At 33.9% G+C, this 19,127-nt stretch carries 21 protein-coding genes, 1 pseudogene and 1 riboswitch; of the genes and pseudogenes, 7 read left to right on the plus strand and 15 right to left on the minus strand.

Annotated features, from left to right (window positions below):
* Positions 1–640 precede the first annotated feature (640 nt).
* The 4 genes and pseudogenes from BN349_RS19165 to BN349_RS19185 all read right to left on the minus strand — a co-directional run bounded on the left by BN349_RS19165 (position 641) and on the right by BN349_RS19185 (position 4,144).
* Positions 641–1,168, minus strand: coding sequence for a hypothetical protein (locus tag BN349_RS19165; protein WP_019243962.1), 528 nt, complete (start codon positions 1,166–1,168; stop codon positions 641–643).
* Positions 1,169–1,330: 162 nt separating this feature from the next.
* A pseudogene (locus BN349_RS26455) lies at positions 1,331–2,056 on the minus strand (sensor domain-containing diguanylate cyclase).
* Between the two features lie 172 nt (positions 2,057–2,228).
* Complete coding sequence (locus BN349_RS19180; RefSeq protein ID WP_019243965.1) at positions 2,229–3,323, minus strand: tetraprenyl-beta-curcumene synthase family protein; 1,095 nt, start codon at positions 3,321–3,323, stop codon at positions 2,229–2,231.
* 17 nt (positions 3,324–3,340) lie between these two features.
* Positions 3,341–4,144: an alpha/beta hydrolase gene (locus BN349_RS19185; RefSeq protein ID WP_019243966.1), complete on the minus strand. Its 804-nt coding sequence runs from the start codon at positions 4,142–4,144 to the stop codon at positions 3,341–3,343.
* 441 nt (positions 4,145–4,585) lie between these two features.
* Between BN349_RS19185 and BN349_RS19190 the strand changes: the two genes are divergently transcribed.
* On the plus strand, positions 4,586–5,104 hold the full coding sequence (locus BN349_RS19190; protein WP_019243967.1) for a gamma carbonic anhydrase: 519 nt from the start codon (positions 4,586–4,588) through the stop codon (positions 5,102–5,104).
* A gap of 159 nt (positions 5,105–5,263) precedes the next feature.
* Here BN349_RS19190 and metK read toward each other — a convergent pair whose 3' ends face one another.
* The gene (gene metK / locus BN349_RS19195; RefSeq protein WP_019243968.1) at positions 5,264–6,466 is read right to left on the minus strand and encodes a methionine adenosyltransferase; all 1,203 of its coding nucleotides are present in this window, start codon (positions 6,464–6,466) and stop codon (positions 5,264–5,266) included.
* A gap of 194 nt (positions 6,467–6,660) precedes the next feature.
* Positions 6,661–6,797, minus strand: a riboswitch (SAM riboswitch).
* A gap of 324 nt (positions 6,798–7,121) precedes the next feature.
* On the opposite strand from metK, the gene pckA reads away from it, so the two are divergent.
* Positions 7,122–8,705 (plus strand): phosphoenolpyruvate carboxykinase (ATP), encoded by a 1,584-nt coding sequence (gene pckA / locus BN349_RS19200; protein ID WP_019243969.1) that lies wholly within the window; start codon positions 7,122–7,124, stop codon positions 8,703–8,705.
* Between the two features lie 184 nt (positions 8,706–8,889).
* Here the strand turns inward: pckA and BN349_RS19205 are convergent, their stop codons facing one another.
* From BN349_RS19205 to BN349_RS19230, 6 genes are all read right to left on the minus strand, one after another.
* Complete coding sequence (locus BN349_RS19205; protein WP_019243970.1) at positions 8,890–9,846, minus strand: hypothetical protein; 957 nt, start codon at positions 9,844–9,846, stop codon at positions 8,890–8,892.
* Entirely contained in the window at positions 9,836–10,345 is a 510-nt protein-coding gene (locus tag BN349_RS19210; RefSeq protein ID WP_019243971.1) for an RNA polymerase sigma factor, read from the minus strand. Before BN349_RS19210 ends, BN349_RS19205 begins: the two co-directional genes overlap by 11 nt.
* Before the next feature lie 420 nt (positions 10,346–10,765).
* Positions 10,766–10,981: a DUF3006 domain-containing protein gene (locus BN349_RS19215; protein WP_019243972.1), complete on the minus strand. Its 216-nt coding sequence runs from the start codon at positions 10,979–10,981 to the stop codon at positions 10,766–10,768.
* Positions 10,982–10,995: 14 nt separating this feature from the next.
* Entirely contained in the window at positions 10,996–12,420 is a 1,425-nt protein-coding gene (locus BN349_RS24365) for an MBL fold metallo-hydrolase (protein WP_019243973.1), read from the minus strand.
* A gap of 170 nt (positions 12,421–12,590) precedes the next feature.
* Positions 12,591–12,833, minus strand: a complete 243-nt coding sequence (locus BN349_RS19225; protein ID WP_019243974.1) for a DUF2584 domain-containing protein — start codon at positions 12,831–12,833, stop codon at positions 12,591–12,593.
* Positions 12,834–12,868: 35 nt separating this feature from the next.
* Positions 12,869–13,657, minus strand: coding sequence for an alpha/beta hydrolase family protein (locus BN349_RS19230; RefSeq protein WP_019243975.1), 789 nt, complete (start codon positions 13,655–13,657; stop codon positions 12,869–12,871).
* A 120-nt stretch (positions 13,658–13,777) separates the two neighbouring features.
* Between BN349_RS19230 and BN349_RS19235 the strand changes: the two genes are divergently transcribed.
* The 3 genes from BN349_RS19235 to BN349_RS19245 are packed head-to-tail and all read left to right on the plus strand — an operon-like array spanning position 13,778 to position 16,349.
* Positions 13,778–14,773: an ABC transporter substrate-binding protein gene (locus BN349_RS19235; RefSeq protein ID WP_019243976.1), complete on the plus strand. Its 996-nt coding sequence runs from the start codon at positions 13,778–13,780 to the stop codon at positions 14,771–14,773.
* A gap of 12 nt (positions 14,774–14,785) precedes the next feature.
* Positions 14,786–15,571, plus strand: coding sequence for an ABC transporter ATP-binding protein (locus BN349_RS19240; protein WP_019243977.1), 786 nt, complete (start codon positions 14,786–14,788; stop codon positions 15,569–15,571).
* Entirely contained in the window at positions 15,561–16,349 is a 789-nt protein-coding gene (locus tag BN349_RS19245) for an ABC transporter permease (RefSeq protein ID WP_034294836.1), read from the plus strand. Before BN349_RS19240 ends, BN349_RS19245 begins: the two co-directional genes overlap by 11 nt.
* Positions 16,350–16,487: 138 nt before the next feature.
* On the opposite strand, the gene ytkD is transcribed toward BN349_RS19245, so the two are convergent.
* Positions 16,488–16,982: an RNA deprotection pyrophosphohydrolase gene (gene ytkD / locus BN349_RS19250; protein ID WP_019243979.1), complete on the minus strand. Its 495-nt coding sequence runs from the start codon at positions 16,980–16,982 to the stop codon at positions 16,488–16,490.
* A 101-nt stretch (positions 16,983–17,083) separates the two neighbouring features.
* Positions 17,084–17,506, minus strand: coding sequence for a phage holin family protein (locus BN349_RS19255; protein WP_019243980.1), 423 nt, complete (start codon positions 17,504–17,506; stop codon positions 17,084–17,086).
* Between the two features lie 187 nt (positions 17,507–17,693).
* On the opposite strand from BN349_RS19255, the gene BN349_RS19260 reads away from it, so the two are divergent.
* Positions 17,694–17,963, plus strand: coding sequence for a DUF6154 family protein (locus BN349_RS19260; protein ID WP_332306685.1), 270 nt, complete (start codon positions 17,694–17,696; stop codon positions 17,961–17,963).
* 90 nt (positions 17,964–18,053) lie between these two features.
* Here BN349_RS19260 and BN349_RS19265 read toward each other — a convergent pair whose 3' ends face one another.
* Positions 18,054–18,248, minus strand: a complete 195-nt coding sequence (locus BN349_RS19265) for a hypothetical protein (RefSeq protein WP_019243982.1) — start codon at positions 18,246–18,248, stop codon at positions 18,054–18,056.
* Positions 18,249–18,398: 150 nt separating this feature from the next.
* On the opposite strand from BN349_RS19265, the gene ytzI reads away from it, so the two are divergent.
* Positions 18,399–18,542 carry a YtzI protein gene (gene ytzI, locus BN349_RS25525; protein WP_019243983.1) on the plus strand — a complete coding sequence of 48 codons (144 nt, stop codon included), beginning with the start codon at positions 18,399–18,401 and terminating at the stop codon, positions 18,540–18,542.
* Between the two features lie 77 nt (positions 18,543–18,619).
* On the opposite strand, the gene BN349_RS19275 is transcribed toward ytzI, so the two are convergent.
* On the minus strand, positions 18,620–19,093 hold the full coding sequence (locus BN349_RS19275; protein WP_019243984.1) for an S-ribosylhomocysteine lyase: 474 nt from the start codon (positions 19,091–19,093) through the stop codon (positions 18,620–18,622).
* Between the last annotated feature and the right edge of the window lie 34 nt (positions 19,094–19,127).

Here is a 19,127-nt window from a genome sequence, read left to right on the forward strand (position 1 = left end):
AATAAGAGGTTGTTTTAAAAGAGTTATAATTTATAGAGTTTGGTATTAGATGGATATCTACCTGTTTGAATTTACTAATCAACAGGCGAAGGAAGCTCCTTATTAATGGCTTCTTATTTCGACAATACTCTTGTGAAAAAGTTGGCTCCTAGATGAAGATTACCTGAAGATTTAACTAAAGAGTTACATTACATCATCTTTTAACAATATAGTTAATAATTGATTAATCCATTAAAGGGCACAATTGTTTAACAACGAAGGTAGAAAATGATCCATCTTTTTTATAAAAATCATTCTTATTACTACAATATAAGAATCCATTTTGATAAATCTTTTTTTCAAAATGGATTCTTTTTATTTATCGTAAAATGCATTCTCGCTTTATGTTCTTTTAACTCCAACAACTGATTTCTTAGAAAAGATCGCCTTGCAACCAAGTCATTACTGATTCCTCCTAAGCATTGAATCTCACATATTATACTAGATATGCTTCTGAAGCTAAATTGCCCCGTTTGTCCAACAAAAAAGAACCAACTAGTATCAGTTCTGCTCCAAAGTTAACGCATCTGTTAATTGAAGAAGCTACTTCCAACTAACGATACAATAAAATGGTGGATCAATCCTTTTTTAGAAACATGGCTTATTTTCTCCAAATGAAATAACTTATACTTATTATAAGATCGATGCCTAATACTAACGACCACAATTTGAAAATAGATGATAATGCCTCCGTTCTTGTTGGATCATTTACAAAAAATATGATCCCCAGTAATAATCCAGTTCCGATGCAATACGCTAAAAGATGTCTTAGCCGGCTTTTAAAATAATATTTGGCATAATCAAGCCCGACCCTTTTGATAGGTTTTTCTCCTTGCTTTACTATGTAATATTGAAATCTTTCATCTGCCCACTGAATCATGCTTTTACCGAACGCAATGGATATACCGATATATACGGCTGCAATAGCATGCGCCTTTGTTGCGGTTGCGCCCATATACAAATCTACCCCGGTAATAACCAGTAATAGCACATCAACAACAGGTGTCATTGCCAAAAGAACTAAACCTAGTTTCTCTTGTTTTACAATATATCTAGTTATTAATCCTATTATAATAAACACCCAAAACAGTATCTCGCAAGCTACAATACTCCAAGCAATTGCATTCATTTTATTTCTCCTTTTCTATTTTGATACAACCTATACATGTTTACTGAATATTATGCTAAATCAAGTTTAAACGGTGACGTAGCGTAACCTGCAAGCTTTTAATTTAATAAAATAGGGCTGTATCAACAAAGACGTGAACTCTTTATTGATACAGCCCATTCATTATTCCTTATCTACATAACATGAAACACGATTTCTCCCCTGTTGTTTCGATTGATATAATGCTTTATCCGCAAATTGTATGAGAAGATCCGAGCTTACATTTAGATTTAGTATCATTGTTGCTACTCCTACACTCACAGTAACAATCGCCGGTGTATGCAATGATGATTCATGAGGAAGCTCTAATTGAAAAATACTTGATCGCACACGCTCAGCGACAGCCAATGCGCCTATTTGATCGGTTTCGGGTAAAACTATGACGAATTCTTCCCCACCATACCTCGCTACAAAATCTCTCGGACGTTTGATTGAATCTTTTATCTTTTCTGCAACTATTTTCAAACAACTATCACCTTAATTGTGACCATAATGACCATTGTACAGTTTAAAATAATCGATATCTATCATGATTAATGAAAGATTACTTTGAACTGTAATAGCAGCTTTCCATTCTCGATCTAATATATCATTAAAATAACGTCTATTAGGAATATTAGTTAGCCCATCTAATTGAGAAAGGTTTAATAACAATTTATTTGGCTCTTTTTGCTGCTGTTCAGCCTTTTTTATTTCTGTGATATCATGAACAAAACCTAGCATGGCTTTTTCACCATAATAATCAATCATAGAAGCCCAGACTTCACATGTGAGCAACCGACCATCAAATGTTTTGAAGCGTATTTGTGATGAAGGGGATCTGTTCTCTTCTTCACAAAAATGCATCATCGTTTGTATTTGAACAATGCACTTCAACCAATATATTATATCTATATATTTAATTATATACTTTATCTTTCTACTTACAATGAAAGTTTCGTTTTCATAAAAAACACTAAAGGACTTTGAATTTTATGTTAAATACAAAGTCCTTTAATATTTTTATATAAGTATATTTCGGTTATCTAGATAATGCAGTAACAAACTTCTCTGGAATTATTTTTTTTATTCTACGATAAATCTTAGCATTCACATAAAAAAAGCGAGATTGTTTTCCACCTAGTTTAACCATTTTTTTCGCTAATACTTTCGTTTCCTTTAGCTCCTCAACTTTTTCATCTGATAAATATAACCCTAATAACCCTCTGTGAATGAGCTTATGAAATTGTTTATGAGGAAGTCGATCTAAGTATTCCTCTGCTTTTGAAATAAAATGAGACATTCTTGAAAAGAGTTCTTGATTATTTCCATAATAAAAGCAGAAGTTTAAATCTCCTCCATCGAGATCTTCTTGCTGATCAATGAAATAATCAAGTAATATATGTAAACCTTGTATATATGGAAAATATCCATTTCTTATTTGCTCTGCATGTTCTACTTTAAAATCATCTCTCAGCGCATAGGATATAAGACAAAATATTCCTAACGTAGATCCTGAACACGCGGAAAACTCATACCAAGACATTTCAGGAAGTTGATCTTCATAAACGGAAAACCATTTCTGAAGACGCTCTACACGCTCACTTTTTTGGACATGCTTATGCACTTGTAGATCAGAATAGTATTGACAAAGTTCCAATAGATTGGAAGCAATTTTATCATAATGATCTAGCTTTCTCAAAAAAGACTGACATGTACTGACAAGTTTATGTAAATAACCTCCATCATCTTGTTCTTTACGTAAACGATAATAATTGGTTTTTTCACTCTCCCTTTTCAATGAATGAATCATCGCTTCATGAAGAGCTGCAAAATCCTTATCATCTAATGACGTACTTCGGTCACATAAATTATCTAAATAATCACTGATGGTTTGATATGCGACAATAAAAGTAATAGCGTCATTTTTTTTATCTTCAGCGAGTAGAGAGAGAATGGCTCCTCCCTCACAATGGAAATCTTTATTTTCTATACTATCAAGAGCTTGTTTTCGTAGTTCTGGATCTGGAATACGCATCGCTTCACTTTTCCAAAAGTGAAGTTCTTTTTGCACTACTGGAAAAACATCTTTATAGACTTTGTTCATCAATTTTAATGGTGTAGTTGGAATTCCCAAATCCAATTCCTCCTCTTTTATACTACATAACCCAGATTTCTAAGTCGATTTTTCACAAAAGACTCAGCGTAATAAAATACTTCTTCTTTCTCTGGCTCACTAAATATTTCATGATATAAACCATGCCATTCTTTGTATTGTTTTTCACTAACCAATAAATAATTGAACCATTCTTTTACGGCAATCTTATCTACTATCTTGTCTTCTCCAGCTTGCATTAATAAAACTGGAACATCACCCAATTCCGGTATATTTTCAAATGCTTCTTTAATATTTACTAGCAATTCATGATACCAGCGAACAGATACTTTCGTAATATACAAGGAATCATTCATGCTCGATTCCCGTATTTCAGGATCTCTTGTTACCATATCAATGGTAATACCTGTAGTGGCCTTAAATTTAGGATAAGCAATATTTAATAAAGCAGATGCGGCTTGTACTCCTTTTGGCGGTGACATGAGAACACCTAAGCAAGGTGAAGACAAAATTATTCCCGCGATATTAACTTCCGCTTCTTGTAACAAACGAACTGCTATCAACCCACCCATACTATGTCCAAGTAAAAAGATTGGCAAATGATACTGATAGGCTTCTTGAATCCAATCCTTCACTTCTATTAAATATTCTTCAAAAGAGTTAATATGTCCTCTTCTAGCTCTAGTCGTTAATCCTTGTCCAGGCAAATCCCCCATAATGACATGGTAGCCTTCAGAACGCCACATTTCAATTAACCATCTATATCTCCCTTGATGTTCCATAGCTCCATGAACTATGACTATAACTGCCTTTGCATCCCCTTCGGCTTCCCATTTATACATGATGTACCCTCCTAAAAAAGATCATTACTGTTATTTCTTACAGCAAGAAAAGCACAAGCGCCTAAGCGACTTGGTCAGCCCCTACAGAAAAAGACAAATCGTTATCGAAGCTATTTAGCAATCTCCTAAACAAAATGGCTTATAACCATGAAGGGCTAATCATGCTGGAGCTAGACAGTCTTCTAGGTCCAAAACTTTTTTCTTTTTAATGAAACACTCAATACGTTTGATATCTTCTTTAAATCGCATTTGGATATTTATTTCCTTTATTATACTCACTTTTAACGTATAGAAAATATCACATTATTTACAAAATAGTCTATTTACATTTTAAATCAATCTATTCATTAAATAAAAGAAATTGTACATCAAGTACCTTTCCGTTTAAACTATTATATAGAATTCTTTAAAAAGGTCAATTTCACATGGGGAGTGTATGTAATGTTAGTTTATCCATTTCATGAAAAAAAACCAGAGATAGATGAAAGCGTTTTTATTGCTGACTATGCTGTTGTAACTGGTGATGTAAAGATTGGCGAGAAATCAAATATATGGTTTAACACCGTTATTAGAGGAGACGTTGCTCCTACAATTATTGGAAAAAGAGTGAGTGTTCAAGATAATTCTGTACTTCATCAAAGTCCCAATAACCCATTAATTATTGAAGATGACGTAACAATTGGACATAGCGTTATCCTCCATAGCTGTATTGTCAAAGAGGGCGCTTTAGTCGGAATGGGTTCTACTATTTTAGATGAAGCAGTAATTGGCGAAGGAGCATTCATCGGTGCTGGAAGCCTAGTACCTCAAGGAAAAGTCATTCCTCCTAATACTTTAGCTTTCGGGAGACCTGCAAAAGTCGTACGAGAATTAAATGAAGCAGACATTGCCGATATGCAAAGAATAAGACGTCAATATGTAGAAAAAGGACAATACTATAAATCTCTACAAAAAAAGTAAGGAACTTATTTAAGGAGCAACCAAAAGTAAAACAAGTCTGTTAGAAGGTTACTCTTTAGCATGGTAGGCACTAGATCTAGAAAATACGTTATTGTTCCATTTATATATACGAATGAAATACAAAAAGAGAGCATTCATAACTAAATGCTCTCTTTTTTATTATGCTTTTAGAGCTGCTGCTTTCAACTCTTCTGCTTTATCTGTACGTTCCCAAGGAAGGTCAATATCTGTACGACCAAAATGACCGTATGCTGCTGTACCTTTATATATTGGTTTACGTAGATCTAACATTTTAATAATTCCTGCAGGACGAAGGTCAAAATGATTACTTACTACATCTACTAATACATCTTCATCAACCTTACCAGTACCAAAAGTATCTACTGCAATGGAAACAGGTTTAGCAACGCCAATAGCATATGCTAATTGAACTTCTGCTTTATCTGCCAATCCAGCAGCAACGATATTTTTAGCAACATAACGCGCGGCATAAGCTGCAGATCTATCTACTTTTGTTGGATCCTTACCAGAGAATGCTCCACCACCATGACGTGCATAACCGCCATACGTATCTACAATTATTTTACGACCTGTTAATCCAGCATCACCTTGAGGACCACCAATAACAAAACGGCCAGTAGGATTAATAAAGTATTTCGTGTTCTCATCAATTAATTCTGCTGGAACTACTTGATTAATAACAAGCTCTTTCAAATCTTTTTGAATTTGTTCAAGAGTTATTTCTGGGTCATGTTGAGTAGAAATAACAATTGTATCAACTCTAACTGGCTGATTATTTTCATCATATTCAATTGTAACCTGTGTTTTACCATCTGGACGTAAGTAGCCAAGAGTTCCATTTTTACGAACTTCCGTTAAACGACGTGCTAATTTATGCGCTAATGAAATAGGTAAAGGCATAAGTTCTTTTGTTTCATTACACGCAAAACCAAACATTAATCCTTGGTCTCCTGCACCAATGGCTTCAATTTCTTCTTCTGTCATTTGTCCTTCTCTTGCTTCTAACGCTTTATCAACACCTGCAGCGATATCAGCAGATTGTTCATCTATAGAAGTTAACACTGCACAAGTTTCAGCGTCAAAACCATATTTTGCTCTAGTATAGCCAATTCCTTTAATTGTTTCTCTTACAATCTTAGGAATATCTACATAAGTAGATGTTGTTATTTCTCCAGCAACTAACACAAGTCCTGTTGTAACAGATGTTTCACAAGCTACTCGTGCATTTGCATCTTTTTTTAGTATTTCATCCAGAATGGAATCTGATATTTGGTCACAAATCTTATCTGGATGTCCTTCAGTTACTGACTCTGAAGTAAAAAGTCGACGTTTCTTAGACATCAAATTACCCTCCTCAAATTTGGTAGAGGCTTTCTCGAATAGTTATACTATTCATTTTTCCCTCTTTTGTTGACGGAATTCATTTTCCTAGACACAGGAACTTTCTTTAGGTTTTTCAGAGGATTTTTTGTCCATAAAAAAAACCTCTCCTTGATGTGAGGAAAGGGTACTTGTTTACGTACATCAGCCTTTCGCTCTTATCGTTCAAGGACCAATGCCTTGCATCAGTTGAGCACCTTTGCTACAAAAATAATCAAATATGTGATTATTTTACATATAGCAGGTTGCTGGGCTTCATCGGGTCTGTCCCTCCACCAGCTCAGGATAAGAGAATCCGTTCGTTTACACATAATAACACAACTATAATATTTGTCAACTTTTCACCCTTATAAAACCTTGGGGAATATGTAATAATAGAAAGTTTTATGAAATGTGAAAATTCTAACATACTTTCTTTGAATTTATATTTTATACTTAAATTAAGATGGAAGAAATCTAATAATACACATTCATTAATGAAAACGTGCATTTTTTGAACTGTTTGTGATTTTTCAATAAATTAGTATAGATTAATAAATCAAATGTGTTATACTATTTAATATGTTATACTATTAAGAAAAAAATTACATTAATGATAAAGGAAGGTATTTCTTATATGAATACGGTAGAGATTTCAAATGAGCTACATGAACTCTTAGAAGGAAATAATGTCTCTGTTCAGCTTTCTGTTCCACAATTAGTTGAAAAAGTATTAACTCGTAATGAAGGAGTACTTACATCTACTGGTGCTGTTAAAGCTGAGACTGGAAAATATACTGGACGTTCTCCTAAAGATAAATATATCGTTGAAGAAGCATCTACTAAAGATAAAATTGATTGGGTTAATAACCAACCAATTTCTCAAGAAGTATTTTTAAAGCTTTATAATAAAGTTATTTCTTATTTAAAAGAAAAAGAAGAAGTATTTGTTTTTAATGGTTTTGCAGGAGCTGATAAAAAATCACGTCTACCCATTCAAGTAGTAAATGAATATGCATGGCATAATCTTTTTGCACACCAATTATTCATTCGTCCTACTAAAGATGAATTAGTGGATCACGATGCGCAATTCACGGTTATTTCAGCACCGAATTTTAAAGCAGATCCTACTATTGATGGAACGAAATCAGAAACGTTCATTATTATTTCTTTTGAGTATAAAACAGTATTAATCGGTGGAACAGAATATGCTGGAGAAATGAAAAAATCTATATTCTCTATCATGAACTACCTTCTTCCTGAAAATAACATCCTTTCTATGCATTGTTCTGCTAACGTCGGAAAAGAAGGAGATGTTGCATTATTCTTTGGACTTTCTGGAACTGGTAAAACAACATTGTCTGCCGATCCAAACCGTAAATTAATTGGCGATGATGAGCATGGCTGGTCTTCAAATGGTGTATTCAATGTTGAAGGTGGATGCTATGCTAAATGTATTGATCTTTCTAGAGAAAAAGAACCACAAATATTTGATGCGATTCGCTTTGGCTCAGTATTAGAAAATGTTGTGGTTGACGAGCACACTAGAATCGCTGATTATTCAGATAAAACATTAACAGAAAACACTCGTGCTGCATATCCAATCGATGTTATGAATAATATCGTCGTACCAAGTGTTGCAGGACATCCAAATACAATTATCTTTTTAACTGCCGATGCATTTGGAGTATTACCTCCAATTAGTAAGCTATCAAAAGAACAAGCAATGTATCACTTCTTAAGTGGATATACTAGTAAACTAGCTGGTACTGAACGTGGTATCACTTCTCCAGAAGCAACATTCTCTACTTGCTTTGGATCACCATTCTTACCATTACCTGCAACAGTATATGCTGAAATGCTTGGTCAAAAAATTGACGAGCATAACGCTAATGTATTCCTAGTAAATACAGGCTGGACTGGTGGAGAATATGGTGTAGGTAGCCGCATGAAACTAGCGTATACTCGCGCAATGATTCAAGCTGCACTTGAAGGGGATTTAACAACTGTTGAAACGGAAAAAGATGCTATTTTCGGTTTAGAAATCCCACAACATGTTCCTGGTGTACCAGACGACGTTCTACAACCATATAAAACATGGAGTGATCAAGCAGCATATGAAACAAAAGCAAAAGAATTAGCTACTAAATTCCGCGAAAATTTCAAGAAATTTGCCAATGTTTCTGCAGAAATCAAAGAGCTTGGTGGCCCAATTCAATAATAGGTAAAAAAGCGCAAGCTCCAGTCTACAAATATATAGACTGGAGCTTTTCTACTGAACTAGGGAATATTTCCCCTTAGCAATATAAAAAGAGCGTCCAAGTAGTGATGAGACATCTTTAAGACGCCCTTATGAACACACTTTTTGTATTGTATATCATTTCATTTGCACTTCAAAAATACTCTTACTTTACATGAACTACTACCTTTTCATTTTGAATGATAATCGACCATTTACCCTTGTGTGGGAATTGTAATTCACCAGAATAAAATCTTGTTTCTGCTAAATCCGTCTCATCTATATTATCTGTTGCTGTAAAATATAAGGTTTTCTTTTCACCTGTTTCTTTTGAAAGGATTGTAACAGGAAGAGTTTTCTTTAACTTGCGATCATGCACCTCAATCTGTACTTCTCTCTTATCATTCACTACAAAATCCTCTTTAGAACGATAAATAATACTCTTATTAGACTTTGGATAGGGCTCCTTTACTGTAATAGAAAAGTTAGCAAATGGTTTGTTATCTATCGTAAAAAAGAAAATCCAATCTCCTGCATATGGAATGGAACGAAAACTTGTTAAAAGGTGGGCATCCTCTCCGTACAAACTACCTTGTAGTGATAGACCACCGAATGGCAATATCTCTACTTCTTCATGCGTTTTACTATTCTTTGCTACGATATTGAGTGGCTTATTTACCAATTGACTTGAATCCCCCCATACATAAACGAACATCTTCGCAATATTTCTCGAATCCTCCGCTACCCATTCAAGACCATTAAAGAGAATACCAACTTTATTAGGTATCCCTAATACCCCCTGTGGGTAAACTAGCCGTCCATCATGGTCTAATAAATCAAAATATACACCTTTAGAAGAAATTAATTCCTTTTTCGGTGATTCTTTCGGCTTTATCTGCTTCACATAGTTTCCCATGAATACAGTAGAAAAAACGAATAGTAAAACGATCGTACAAGATGTCACCCATATCGCAAATGGTCTAGACCTTTTACTTTTCCTTATAGGCTTCCTTTTTTCATTAATAGATTGCAATATATGGTCCCTTTTTGTATCAGTAAGCTGAAAATGAGGAAGCTGCTTTAAATTATTGAGTAATTCATCATTCCTTTTATTACTTTTCATAAGGTCCTTCCTCCAATAATTTTTTTAATTTTTTCAGCGCTCGAAAAAAGGTCACATCTACTTTATTCGTACTCCACCCTAATATTTCCGCACATTCACTACTCTTCATTTCCAAAATACCCTTTACATATATAACATCACGATACGAATCCTTTAGTTTAACTATCGTACGATATAAATGTCTTTGCTCTTCATCTATTAATAATTGGTCTTCAATACTATCGCTTCTATCTTCTTTTTGTTTTCTAGAAAAATTTAAAAATAAGTGTTGTTTACTATTTCTTCTAAAGCTATCTCTGGCAACATTCCTCGCAATTGATATAAGCCATGTTTTAGGATGTGAGGAAGCTCGATACTGGTCTAATGAGTATAAAGCTTTTAGAAATGTTTCTTGAACGAAATCCTCTATATCTGTTCCTCCTGTATAATAAGCTAAATATCGAGAAATATCTTTTTCATACAATCGAAACCATGTTTCTATGACATCTCGTGAATTCATAATTCACCCCCAATCCATTTCATGAAGTAGACGTTTTAAAACAAAAAATCTTACACTATTTAAAAAATTTATAATGAAACTAGATGACTGTTTTTACATACTTTCAAATAGTGCCCCTATGAGGTCACCAGTTCCGATGCTTCCGTAGAAAACTCAAGCTTACGCTCCAATTGACCTTTTTATGCTAATGTTATCCATTGCACTTCTTTAATAGCATTCTTTTAGCAAACAGCCTGATAGGCATTTGATTAAATGACCTATACATTCGTAATGTTCTTTAGAACTATGAAAAATCCCTTTAATCAGACCTATGTTAACATTGAATTAAAACAGAAAGACCCGAAAAAGTTCTCTTAAAAGAGAAACCATTTTCGGGTCTTTCTTCAACCTCTATTTATGCTTATTCAAATAAGCTATTATTTAACCATCTTCCCATAGTTGATTCATCAGTGATTTTATCGATTTTCTTCTTTCTTCTGTAGCCAGCTCATTTTTCACCCATTTATTATCGATAAGCTCTACGACATCGCCTTCATAAACATTATCAGCTACTAAGTCTTTTAAAATATCTTCAGTAACTCCGTTTATTTCAATGACAACAAACTTACCCTCAAAACGATCTACAATGCCTTTCATAAAACATCACTTCCCTATTGTGGTGTAAATGCTGTACTTGCACTTGTTGTTTGTCCATTAGCTGAAACAGTAATATCACCGTTTACAGTATAACCTTTAGCCGCACGACCCGTCCTAAATTGAATCATGGCGATGCCATTCTCATTTGTTATACCACTATATTCTGTTTCAGTAGATTTATAATGTAATTTCAAATTAACATTTGCGTTAGATACAGGTTTACCATTCGTATCGACCACTCTAACCGATACTGTTACAGATGCGTTCTGACCAGGATTAGGCTGATCTATGCTTGCTGTCGCTGTAATCGGTGTAGTAACATTCGTATTATTTTTTGGTACTTCCGTTGTTGTATTTCCCTTTGATTGTGTTGTTCCAGTATACTTCCAAGCATTCTTATTCACTTTCATAGTTGTTCCATCCGTCTTAAAAACAATCGTTCCATCCGTATCTGTTCGATATATATTGACATGATGGCTTGCTAATCTTGACAATATTTCATCTTCTGGATGACCATAATTATTTTTGCCTACTTGTATCACACCATAGGTAGGCTGAACTTCTTGGACGAATGATTCTCCCGTAGAATATTTACTCCCATGATGACCCACTAATAAAACAGTTGATTTTACCGTTTCACCTGAAGCAATAATTTTTTGTTCAGATTCAATTCCGGCATCACCTGTGAATAGAAAAGACTGTTCACCATATGATAATCTAACGACAGCACTCATTTCATTTGTTTCCGTTGAATGATCGATAGGTGCAATCATTTTTGCTTGGACAGCTGAATCAAGATCCAGATTCATTCCTGCTTTTGCTGTAGAAATTTTCAATCCTTTATTTTGGATCGATTGCAATACAGATTCGAATGTTTGAGTACTACTTTGAATTCTCGGCATATATACTTTTCCGATAGTAAAGGAATCGATAATCGCATCAATTCCTCCAATATGATCAGCATCTGGATGCGTTCCAATTAGGATATCAACATTTTTTATACCTAATTGTGATAAATAAGTAACCATCAGATCTTCATCATCGTTATTGCCACCATCAATGACCATTACCTTTTTATTAGGTGTAATGATAACTTGAGCGGCCCCTTGTCCAACATCAACAAAATGTACTTCTAATGTTCCATCTCTTGTTTCAGTAGAGCTAGGACTTGTAGTAGCTGGCGTTTTTTCTTCTTTGTTATTCTTTATTGGTTCTTGTGCTTTACTTTCTTGATTTTGATCAGAAGAAGTGGATTGTTCATTTTTCGTGCCTTCAGACGAAGAACTTGATTCCGTAGTCGATGAACACCCTCCTAATAAGATAGACATGATCAGAACTGTGCTAAAAATAAAACCCATAGTAGATTTAGTTTTCACCATTTTTGTTCGAGACAGTACAATAGCTATACTAACTAAAATTAAGACTCCTAACATCATCATATGAAGGCCCCTCTCGTTGTAATGAAATCCTTTTTGATTTTATCTGTTTCTGTTCAATCAAAAAGGAGCCATGCAACAGAACTAAAACAATCCTTACAAGAAACCAAAATGGATTCCTAAAAGGAATGATTTATTTCTGAGCATGGCAAAATGATTCGTTTTGTTATTCTTTAGTTTACCGAATGTAATGAAGTTAGTTCATATGTAATAATTGTATGATTCTTTTCCCATACCACTTTTTTTATAATACCTGTCCCCGATGTTTCACCATCCATTGTTTTTTTCACAGGTAAAGGAATTTCTATAGGATATAAACGGTATCCATTCTTTTTTAACGAAAAATCATTACTTTTTAAACGCTCTTCTTTTCCTTTTGTAACAATCATAGTATTTAATTCTAGAGGCATACCCATATTTCATCTCCCCTTTCTATACATATATTTTACCATCATTTATTATGTTGTTTCATCCAGTTCGTTAACTTTTTCACTGTTTCACGATTTATTTCCGGCGGAAAAAAGTGGGTAAAATGCGGAAAATACCAACTCTCTACGACCTTATTATGCTTTAGCAAAATTTCTTCTAATCGATAAGCCTGCTTAACGGAAACATTTTGATCTAAAACACCGTGTATGATTAAAACGGGGCATTGAATTTCATTCACTCTTTGGTTAGGAGTGCGCTCTTGATATCGCTCTGGATACTTACTAGGTGGCCCCCCTATTACCCTCTTCATCATCCGTCTTAAATCAATTCTTTCTTCATAGGTTAACGTAATATCTGATACTCCACCCCATGTAACTAATGAAGCAACACTTGGACACTGAATAGCTGTCCATAAAGCCATTATACCTCCACGCGAAAATCCAAAAACATGAATATCACGTACTTTTTTATGATGTTCTAACACTTTATAAGCTGCAATCGCATCTTGTCGATCAGCTCCAACAAAATCCTCTCGTCCCTCTCCTCCTTGATTACCACGATAAAAAGGGGCAAATACAATAAATCCTTGAGATGCAAATTGGATAATGCGCCCTGGACGAACTTTTCCTACATTTTTAATACCACCACGTAAATATAAAAACCCATCATATTTCTCTTCACATTGCGGTTCAGCTAATAATCCTTTAACACATAGGCCATCAGAAATATAGGTAATTGTAAACAATTTAATTGTTGGATGAGGAGACGGGAAAGGAGTACAAGAAACAATTGTACCATCTACCATATTCATTGCTCTATTTCCCTTTCTTTAATTCCATAATTGTTATAGGCATTCACACATTTTTTAAATGCTTCATAAGATATGTTAAACCTTTATGGGAATAAATACACGTTTTTAGGAGGATCTTGAATGAAAAAATGGCTGAAAATAAGCATGTCAATTTTAATTATTGTATCCATGTTTACATTAATTGTAGCATGTGGAAAGGAAAAAATTAAAACGGTCAAAGTAGCAGAAGTAACACGTTCTATATTTTACGCACCGCAATATGTTGCTCTAGAAAAAGGTTTTTTTGAAGATGAAGGTTTAAAAGTTCAAATAACCACTACTTGGGGTGGAGATAAAACGATGACTACTCTATTATCCGATGGTGCAGACATCGCATTAGTTGGATCAGAAACCTCCATTTATGTTCATGCCCAAGGTTCAAAAGACTCGGTTATCAATTTTGCCCAGCTAACTCAAACTGATGGAACCTTTTTAGTTTCCAGAGAAAAACTAGATAGTTTCTCATGGGATATGTTAAAAGGCAGTGAGTTTCTTGGCCAAAGAAAAGGTGGAATGCCACAAATGGTAGGCGAATTTGTATTAAAGAAACACAATATTAACCCACAAAAAGATTTGACTCTTATTCAAAATGTTGATTTCGCCAATATTCCAAATGCTTTTGTATCTGGTACTGGAGACTTTGTTCAGTTATTCGAGCCACAAGCTAGTATTTTTGAAAAAGAAGGGAAGGGTCACATTGTTGCTTCATTTGGAACAGAATCAGGTAAAGTACCTTATACGACATATATGGCAAAATCCAGTTACCTAAAAGATGACAAAGATACTGTTGGAAAATTCACTCGTGCCATTCAAGAAGCACAGACATGGGTTGAAGAGCATAGTGCCAGTGAAATAGCCAAAGTGATTAAACCTTACTTTGAAGATACTGATTTAGAAACGATTATTGCTGTAGTTGATCGGTACAAAAATCAAGATTCCTTTGCCACTAATCCCATTCTGGATGAAGAAGAATGGAGCAATTTAAAAAATATTATGAATGAAGCTGGTGAATTACCTCAGGATGTTGCATATAAAACATTAGTTAATACTGACTTTGCCAAAAAAGCTTCAAAGTAAGGAGGCTTTCCATTGAGCTTTCTAACAATAGAACATGTTCATCATGTATATTTTTCAGAAAATGATGCACTGACGGCTCTTGAAAACGTGTCTTTAGAGATAGAGAGAGGTGAGTTTATCTCTTTCCTAGGTCCTAGTGGCTGCGGAAAGACAACTTTACTTTCTATCATTTCTGGATTATTGTCACCTACTTTTGGAACTCTAGCCTTAGATGGTGACGTAAATTACGCAGAGAAAAAGCATGAAATTGGTTATATGCTTCAACAAGATTACTTGTTTCCATGGAAGACAATTAAAGAAAATATTATTTTAGGTTTAAAATTACAAAAGACCAAACAACCACAATTAGAATTACAAGCATTAAAATTGTTACACGAGATAGGTCTAGGTCACGTAGAAGCTCAACTACCTAAACAGCTTTCAGGAGGAATGAGACAAAGAGTTGCTCTTATACGAACATTGGCAACCGATCCTAAATTATTATTACTAGATGAACCATTTTCCGCATTGGATTATGTAACAAAGCTCAAATTAGAAGATCTTGTATTCTCTACCTTAAAGCATTTCCAAAAAACAGCTGTACTAGTAACGCATGATATCGGTGAAGCAATCGCAATGAGCGACAGAATCTTCTTATTTGCCGCTAAACCAGGTAGGATCTATAAAATCTATAATGTACCTGATGAATTAAGAAAAATCTCTCCTTTTGAAGCAAGAAATCATCCGCTATATTCTTCGTTATTCCAAACGATATGGAAGGAGTTTGAGCTTATTGAAGAACTGGCAAATGAATATTAAATCGCTTCACCATGATTATAGACAGAGTCTCAAAAAAGAGAAAAAGTACGTATACTTTTATCAAGCAATTATCTTCATCCTCTTTTTTTCATCATGGGAGATTTCTAGCCGTTTTGAATGGATTGATCCACTGATTTTTAGCTCTCCATCTAAAATCATTGCTCTATTTATCGATAAAGCAGGCGATGGAACTCTATTTACCAATGTCGGTATTACATTATTTGAAACAATACTAGGATTTATTCTTGGCACACTAATCGGAACTTTATTAGCTGCATTATTATGGTGGTCCCCTTTCCTTTCGAAAGTATTGGATCCATATTTAGTCATCTTAAATGCCATGCCTAAAGTAGCATTAGGTCCGATTCTCATTGTTGCACTAGGTCCTGGATTTACCTCTATTATTGCTATGGGAGCGATCATATCCGTTATTATCACTACCATTGTCGTATATACGTCATTTAAAGAGGTAAATGATAACTATTTAAAGGTTTTAAAATCATTTGGGGCTAGTAGATTACAATGCTTTTATGAAGCTGTACTTCCTTCTTCTATGCCGACCATCATTTCGACCTTAAAAGTTAATGTAGGATTATCATGGGTAGGCGTTATAGTTGGTGAGTTTTTAGTCTCAGCTAAGGGGTTAGGCTACTTAATCATTTACGGATTTCAAGTGTTTAATTTTACACTAGTGTTAATGTCACTCTTACTTATTGCTGTCTTCGCAACTATTATGTATCAGCTAGTGGCCCTATTAGAAAGAAAATTAATTAAATAAAAAAATCGTTATCGGTCCTTTTATAAAAAATGAGTCTGAAAACATTATAAAGGATGAGTCAATTGAGGCAACGCCTCCTTCAACTCATCCTTTATAACTACATTCATATTCTATACTTATTACAATCTCTTTACATACCTATTGTATGCAACTATCATTATGAACTATCTGTAATTCCTTCAGCCTTTTTAAACTTAATACCACTACTTGATCTCTCATGATAAAGCTAAATGTTTTATCGGAAAACGTGTCTGGTAACTCTTTTATAAAAAAAGCTCCATCAGTTTCTAAATAATTATTTTTACTTTCAAAACAATCAACCCTTGCAAAATACACATTCTTCACGAAGCTTTCTTCCATACCTTCTACCTTATATTGCCCGATATAAATTAAATCCTTTATGTGTGCACCTGTTTCCTCCCACACTTCTCTTTTGGCCGCTTGCTCAATTGTTTCACCTAATTCCTTTTTTCCACCAGGGAATTCTAGTCCTCTTTTTTTATGCTTTGTAAAAACCCATCCATTAGAACTGTATAGAAGGACTAATACATGCCCAGGAGAAGTAGAAAATGTATTAAGGTTTGTTGAGAAATGTACACTATTTCCATTAGTATCTGTAAATGATGTAATCAACTTTTAATACCCTCTTTCATCAAGAGCTCATTATATTCTATTTTACTTAATAATCTAATCCTATTCCACAAAAGAGCGATTAGATAAATGAAAGATTCATATCAAGTTTTAGATTGATCATTTTTATTCTTTATATCATTTTGTATAAATTCAACTATTTTCACAATCCAATCTGGTAATGGTACTCCCACCTTGATGGCATAGCCTAATATAATCGCCATCTCATTACTTATATAAAAGAGGAGAGTTGCATTTCTAATCATGTCTCCAGTATTTAATAACTCATCTAAAATGAAACTAATAATAATGATTCCTATTAAAAGTCCTCTTTTTAATGTTTCTTTTATAAATATTTCCCATTTTAGTGTTTTGGTAATAATTCCAACTAAGAGAAATGATACTAAATCAATCACTAATAGCCATCCTAACACCATTAAAATCCACTGAGAATATTCTCCACTCATATGGATTAAGCTACCACCCAAAAATGCAAATAAAGGTAATCTGAGTGATGATAATTTCACTTGTTACCCTCCTTCCTGATATTTATTTTCCAATTTGTTATAGATTAAAAAAAAGTTTTGTGGGTAAAACAATATTAGAAGAATATTTGAGCATTACCTTGTGGTATTAAGGGGATTAGGTGATACAATATTCTATGAAAGTAAACAGCATTTGCATGTACTTTTCTACTACTTTTGTTAAGGTGAGGTGTTAATATTGAAACTCGTTGATGACTTATTTGAACACTATCGTACAAAACTTACAGGTGATGATGAAGATATTGATATACTTACTTTGGCGGTATTAGAGCAGTTTGATCAAAAGGAAATCCTTGAGCATATTTTAGAAATGGATGAAGTAGAATTAAAAAGTTTTTTTGGGTTGTACATAATGGAAACATTAAAAAGTAAATTTGCAGAAGTAAATCAATCGCAACAAAAAGGTTCATTTATTTCCCACTATCGAAATATTCACTAGTTTTAATCTAAATAAATGAGTCTGTCATATATATGAAGAGGCATCTAAAAGGTGATGTATATCATCTAATAGATGCCTCTTCCCATTTGTTTACACTTTTACATCTACTACTTTACCTGCATATGGATGTGCAACTTGCTGTATCGACTGCTGCGTTTCTTGAAAATCATCCAACATGACGATAGCTTGTGCAGCCCCTACTGACATGGCATTTTTCATTAAACTCATACTAACCGTATGCTGAAGGCTTGCTAATTGTTGACTCATGATAGAACTAATATCCATTTCTATTCGCCTCCCTCTACTCTTTATTTATACAGTTACAATACTTATATCGTAAATTTTAAAAATTACTTTAGGTATACTACCTAGAAAAATGACCAACATGGTACAATGGAAAATATAAGAAAAAATAGAGATGGAGCGATTCTTAAAATGATTCCCATTTTAGTTATTTGTATCATTATCGTTTTTGCTGTCATTTTGATTAGTGTTCTCACGACGTCAAAAGCATATAAATATAAGCACACTATTGACCCACATCCTTCTGATACAATTGATGATTCTCATGATCAATAAGGAGTTTTAAAGCTATTACCTCATAAAAAAGAGGTCTAAAAAAGAATATCCATTCCTTTTTAAACCTCTTACTTATTCTAAGCAAAGACTTGTTGTAGTTCCTCTTTAGTGTGCTTCAACCAGTAATTCATTAGTTTCTTTGCACCTTCTAAATCATGTAATTTTGCTTGCCCACATTGTTTTTCATTAGCTGCGGGAATCTCTACTATTTCTATACCGTCCTTCATTGTATGCTCTAATACATCAATAATATCTAATACTGTTGGTTCTCCACTTACCACTAAATAGAACCCAGTTTGACATCCCATAGGAGAAATATCAATGACATCCCAATTGTCATATTTCTCTGAGTGTTTACGAATATTGTATGCTAATAAATGCTCCAATGTATGAATCGCGTCAGGCTTCATTGCTTGCTTATTTGGTTGGCAAAAACGAATATCAAATTTATTTACGACTCCATCACTTCCAACTTTATGAACACCACAGTGTCTTACATAAGGGGCTTTAACAATATTATGATCTAATTCAAAACTTTCGACTGATGGCATATTTCTTCACTCCTAACAAATTTATTCTTTCTAT

It is taken from the genome of Bacillus sp. AP8, assembly GCF_000321185.1.
GTDB classification, from domain to species: Bacteria; Bacillota; Bacilli; order Bacillales; family DSM-1321; genus Bacillus_AD; species Bacillus_AD massilioanorexius.

Excerpts from the sequence above, each read along its gene's own strand:
- BN349_RS19205 (WP_019243970.1), bottom strand. The coding sequence starts at position 9,846 with ATGAAAAGTAATAAAAGGAATGATGAATTACTCAATAATTTAAAGCAG.
- BN349_RS19215 (WP_019243972.1), bottom strand. The coding sequence starts at position 10,981 with ATGAAAGGCATTGTAGATCGTTTTGAGGGTAAGTTTGTTGTCATTGAA.
- metK (WP_019243968.1), bottom strand. The coding sequence starts at position 6,466 with ATGTCTAAGAAACGTCGACTTTTTACTTCAGAGTCAGTAACTGAAGGA.
- pckA (WP_019243969.1), top strand. The coding sequence starts at position 7,122 with ATGAATACGGTAGAGATTTCAAATGAGCTACATGAACTCTTAGAAGGA.
- BN349_RS19245 (WP_034294836.1), top strand. The coding sequence starts at position 15,561 with ATGAATATTAAATCGCTTCACCATGATTATAGACAGAGTCTCAAAAAA.
- BN349_RS24365 (WP_019243973.1), bottom strand. The coding sequence starts at position 12,420 with ATGATGATGTTAGGAGTCTTAATTTTAGTTAGTATAGCTATTGTACTG.
- BN349_RS19190 (WP_019243967.1), top strand. The coding sequence starts at position 4,586 with ATGTTAGTTTATCCATTTCATGAAAAAAAACCAGAGATAGATGAAAGC.
- BN349_RS19225 (WP_019243974.1), bottom strand. The coding sequence starts at position 12,833 with ATGGGTATGCCTCTAGAATTAAATACTATGATTGTTACAAAAGGAAAA.
- BN349_RS19210 (WP_019243971.1), bottom strand. The coding sequence starts at position 10,345 with ATGAATTCACGAGATGTCATAGAAACATGGTTTCGATTGTATGAAAAA.
- BN349_RS19230 (WP_019243975.1), bottom strand. The coding sequence starts at position 13,657 with ATGAATATGGTAGATGGTACAATTGTTTCTTGTACTCCTTTCCCGTCT.
- BN349_RS19265 (WP_019243982.1), bottom strand. The coding sequence starts at position 18,248 with ATGGATATTAGTTCTATCATGAGTCAACAATTAGCAAGCCTTCAGCAT.
- BN349_RS19275 (WP_019243984.1), bottom strand. The coding sequence starts at position 19,093 with ATGCCATCAGTCGAAAGTTTTGAATTAGATCATAATATTGTTAAAGCC.
- ytzI (WP_019243983.1), top strand. The coding sequence starts at position 18,399 with ATGATTCCCATTTTAGTTATTTGTATCATTATCGTTTTTGCTGTCATT.
- BN349_RS19185 (WP_019243966.1), bottom strand. The coding sequence starts at position 4,144 with ATGTATAAATGGGAAGCCGAAGGGGATGCAAAGGCAGTTATAGTCATA.
- BN349_RS19235 (WP_019243976.1), top strand. The coding sequence starts at position 13,778 with ATGAAAAAATGGCTGAAAATAAGCATGTCAATTTTAATTATTGTATCC.
- BN349_RS19165 (WP_019243962.1), bottom strand. The coding sequence starts at position 1,168 with ATGAATGCAATTGCTTGGAGTATTGTAGCTTGCGAGATACTGTTTTGG.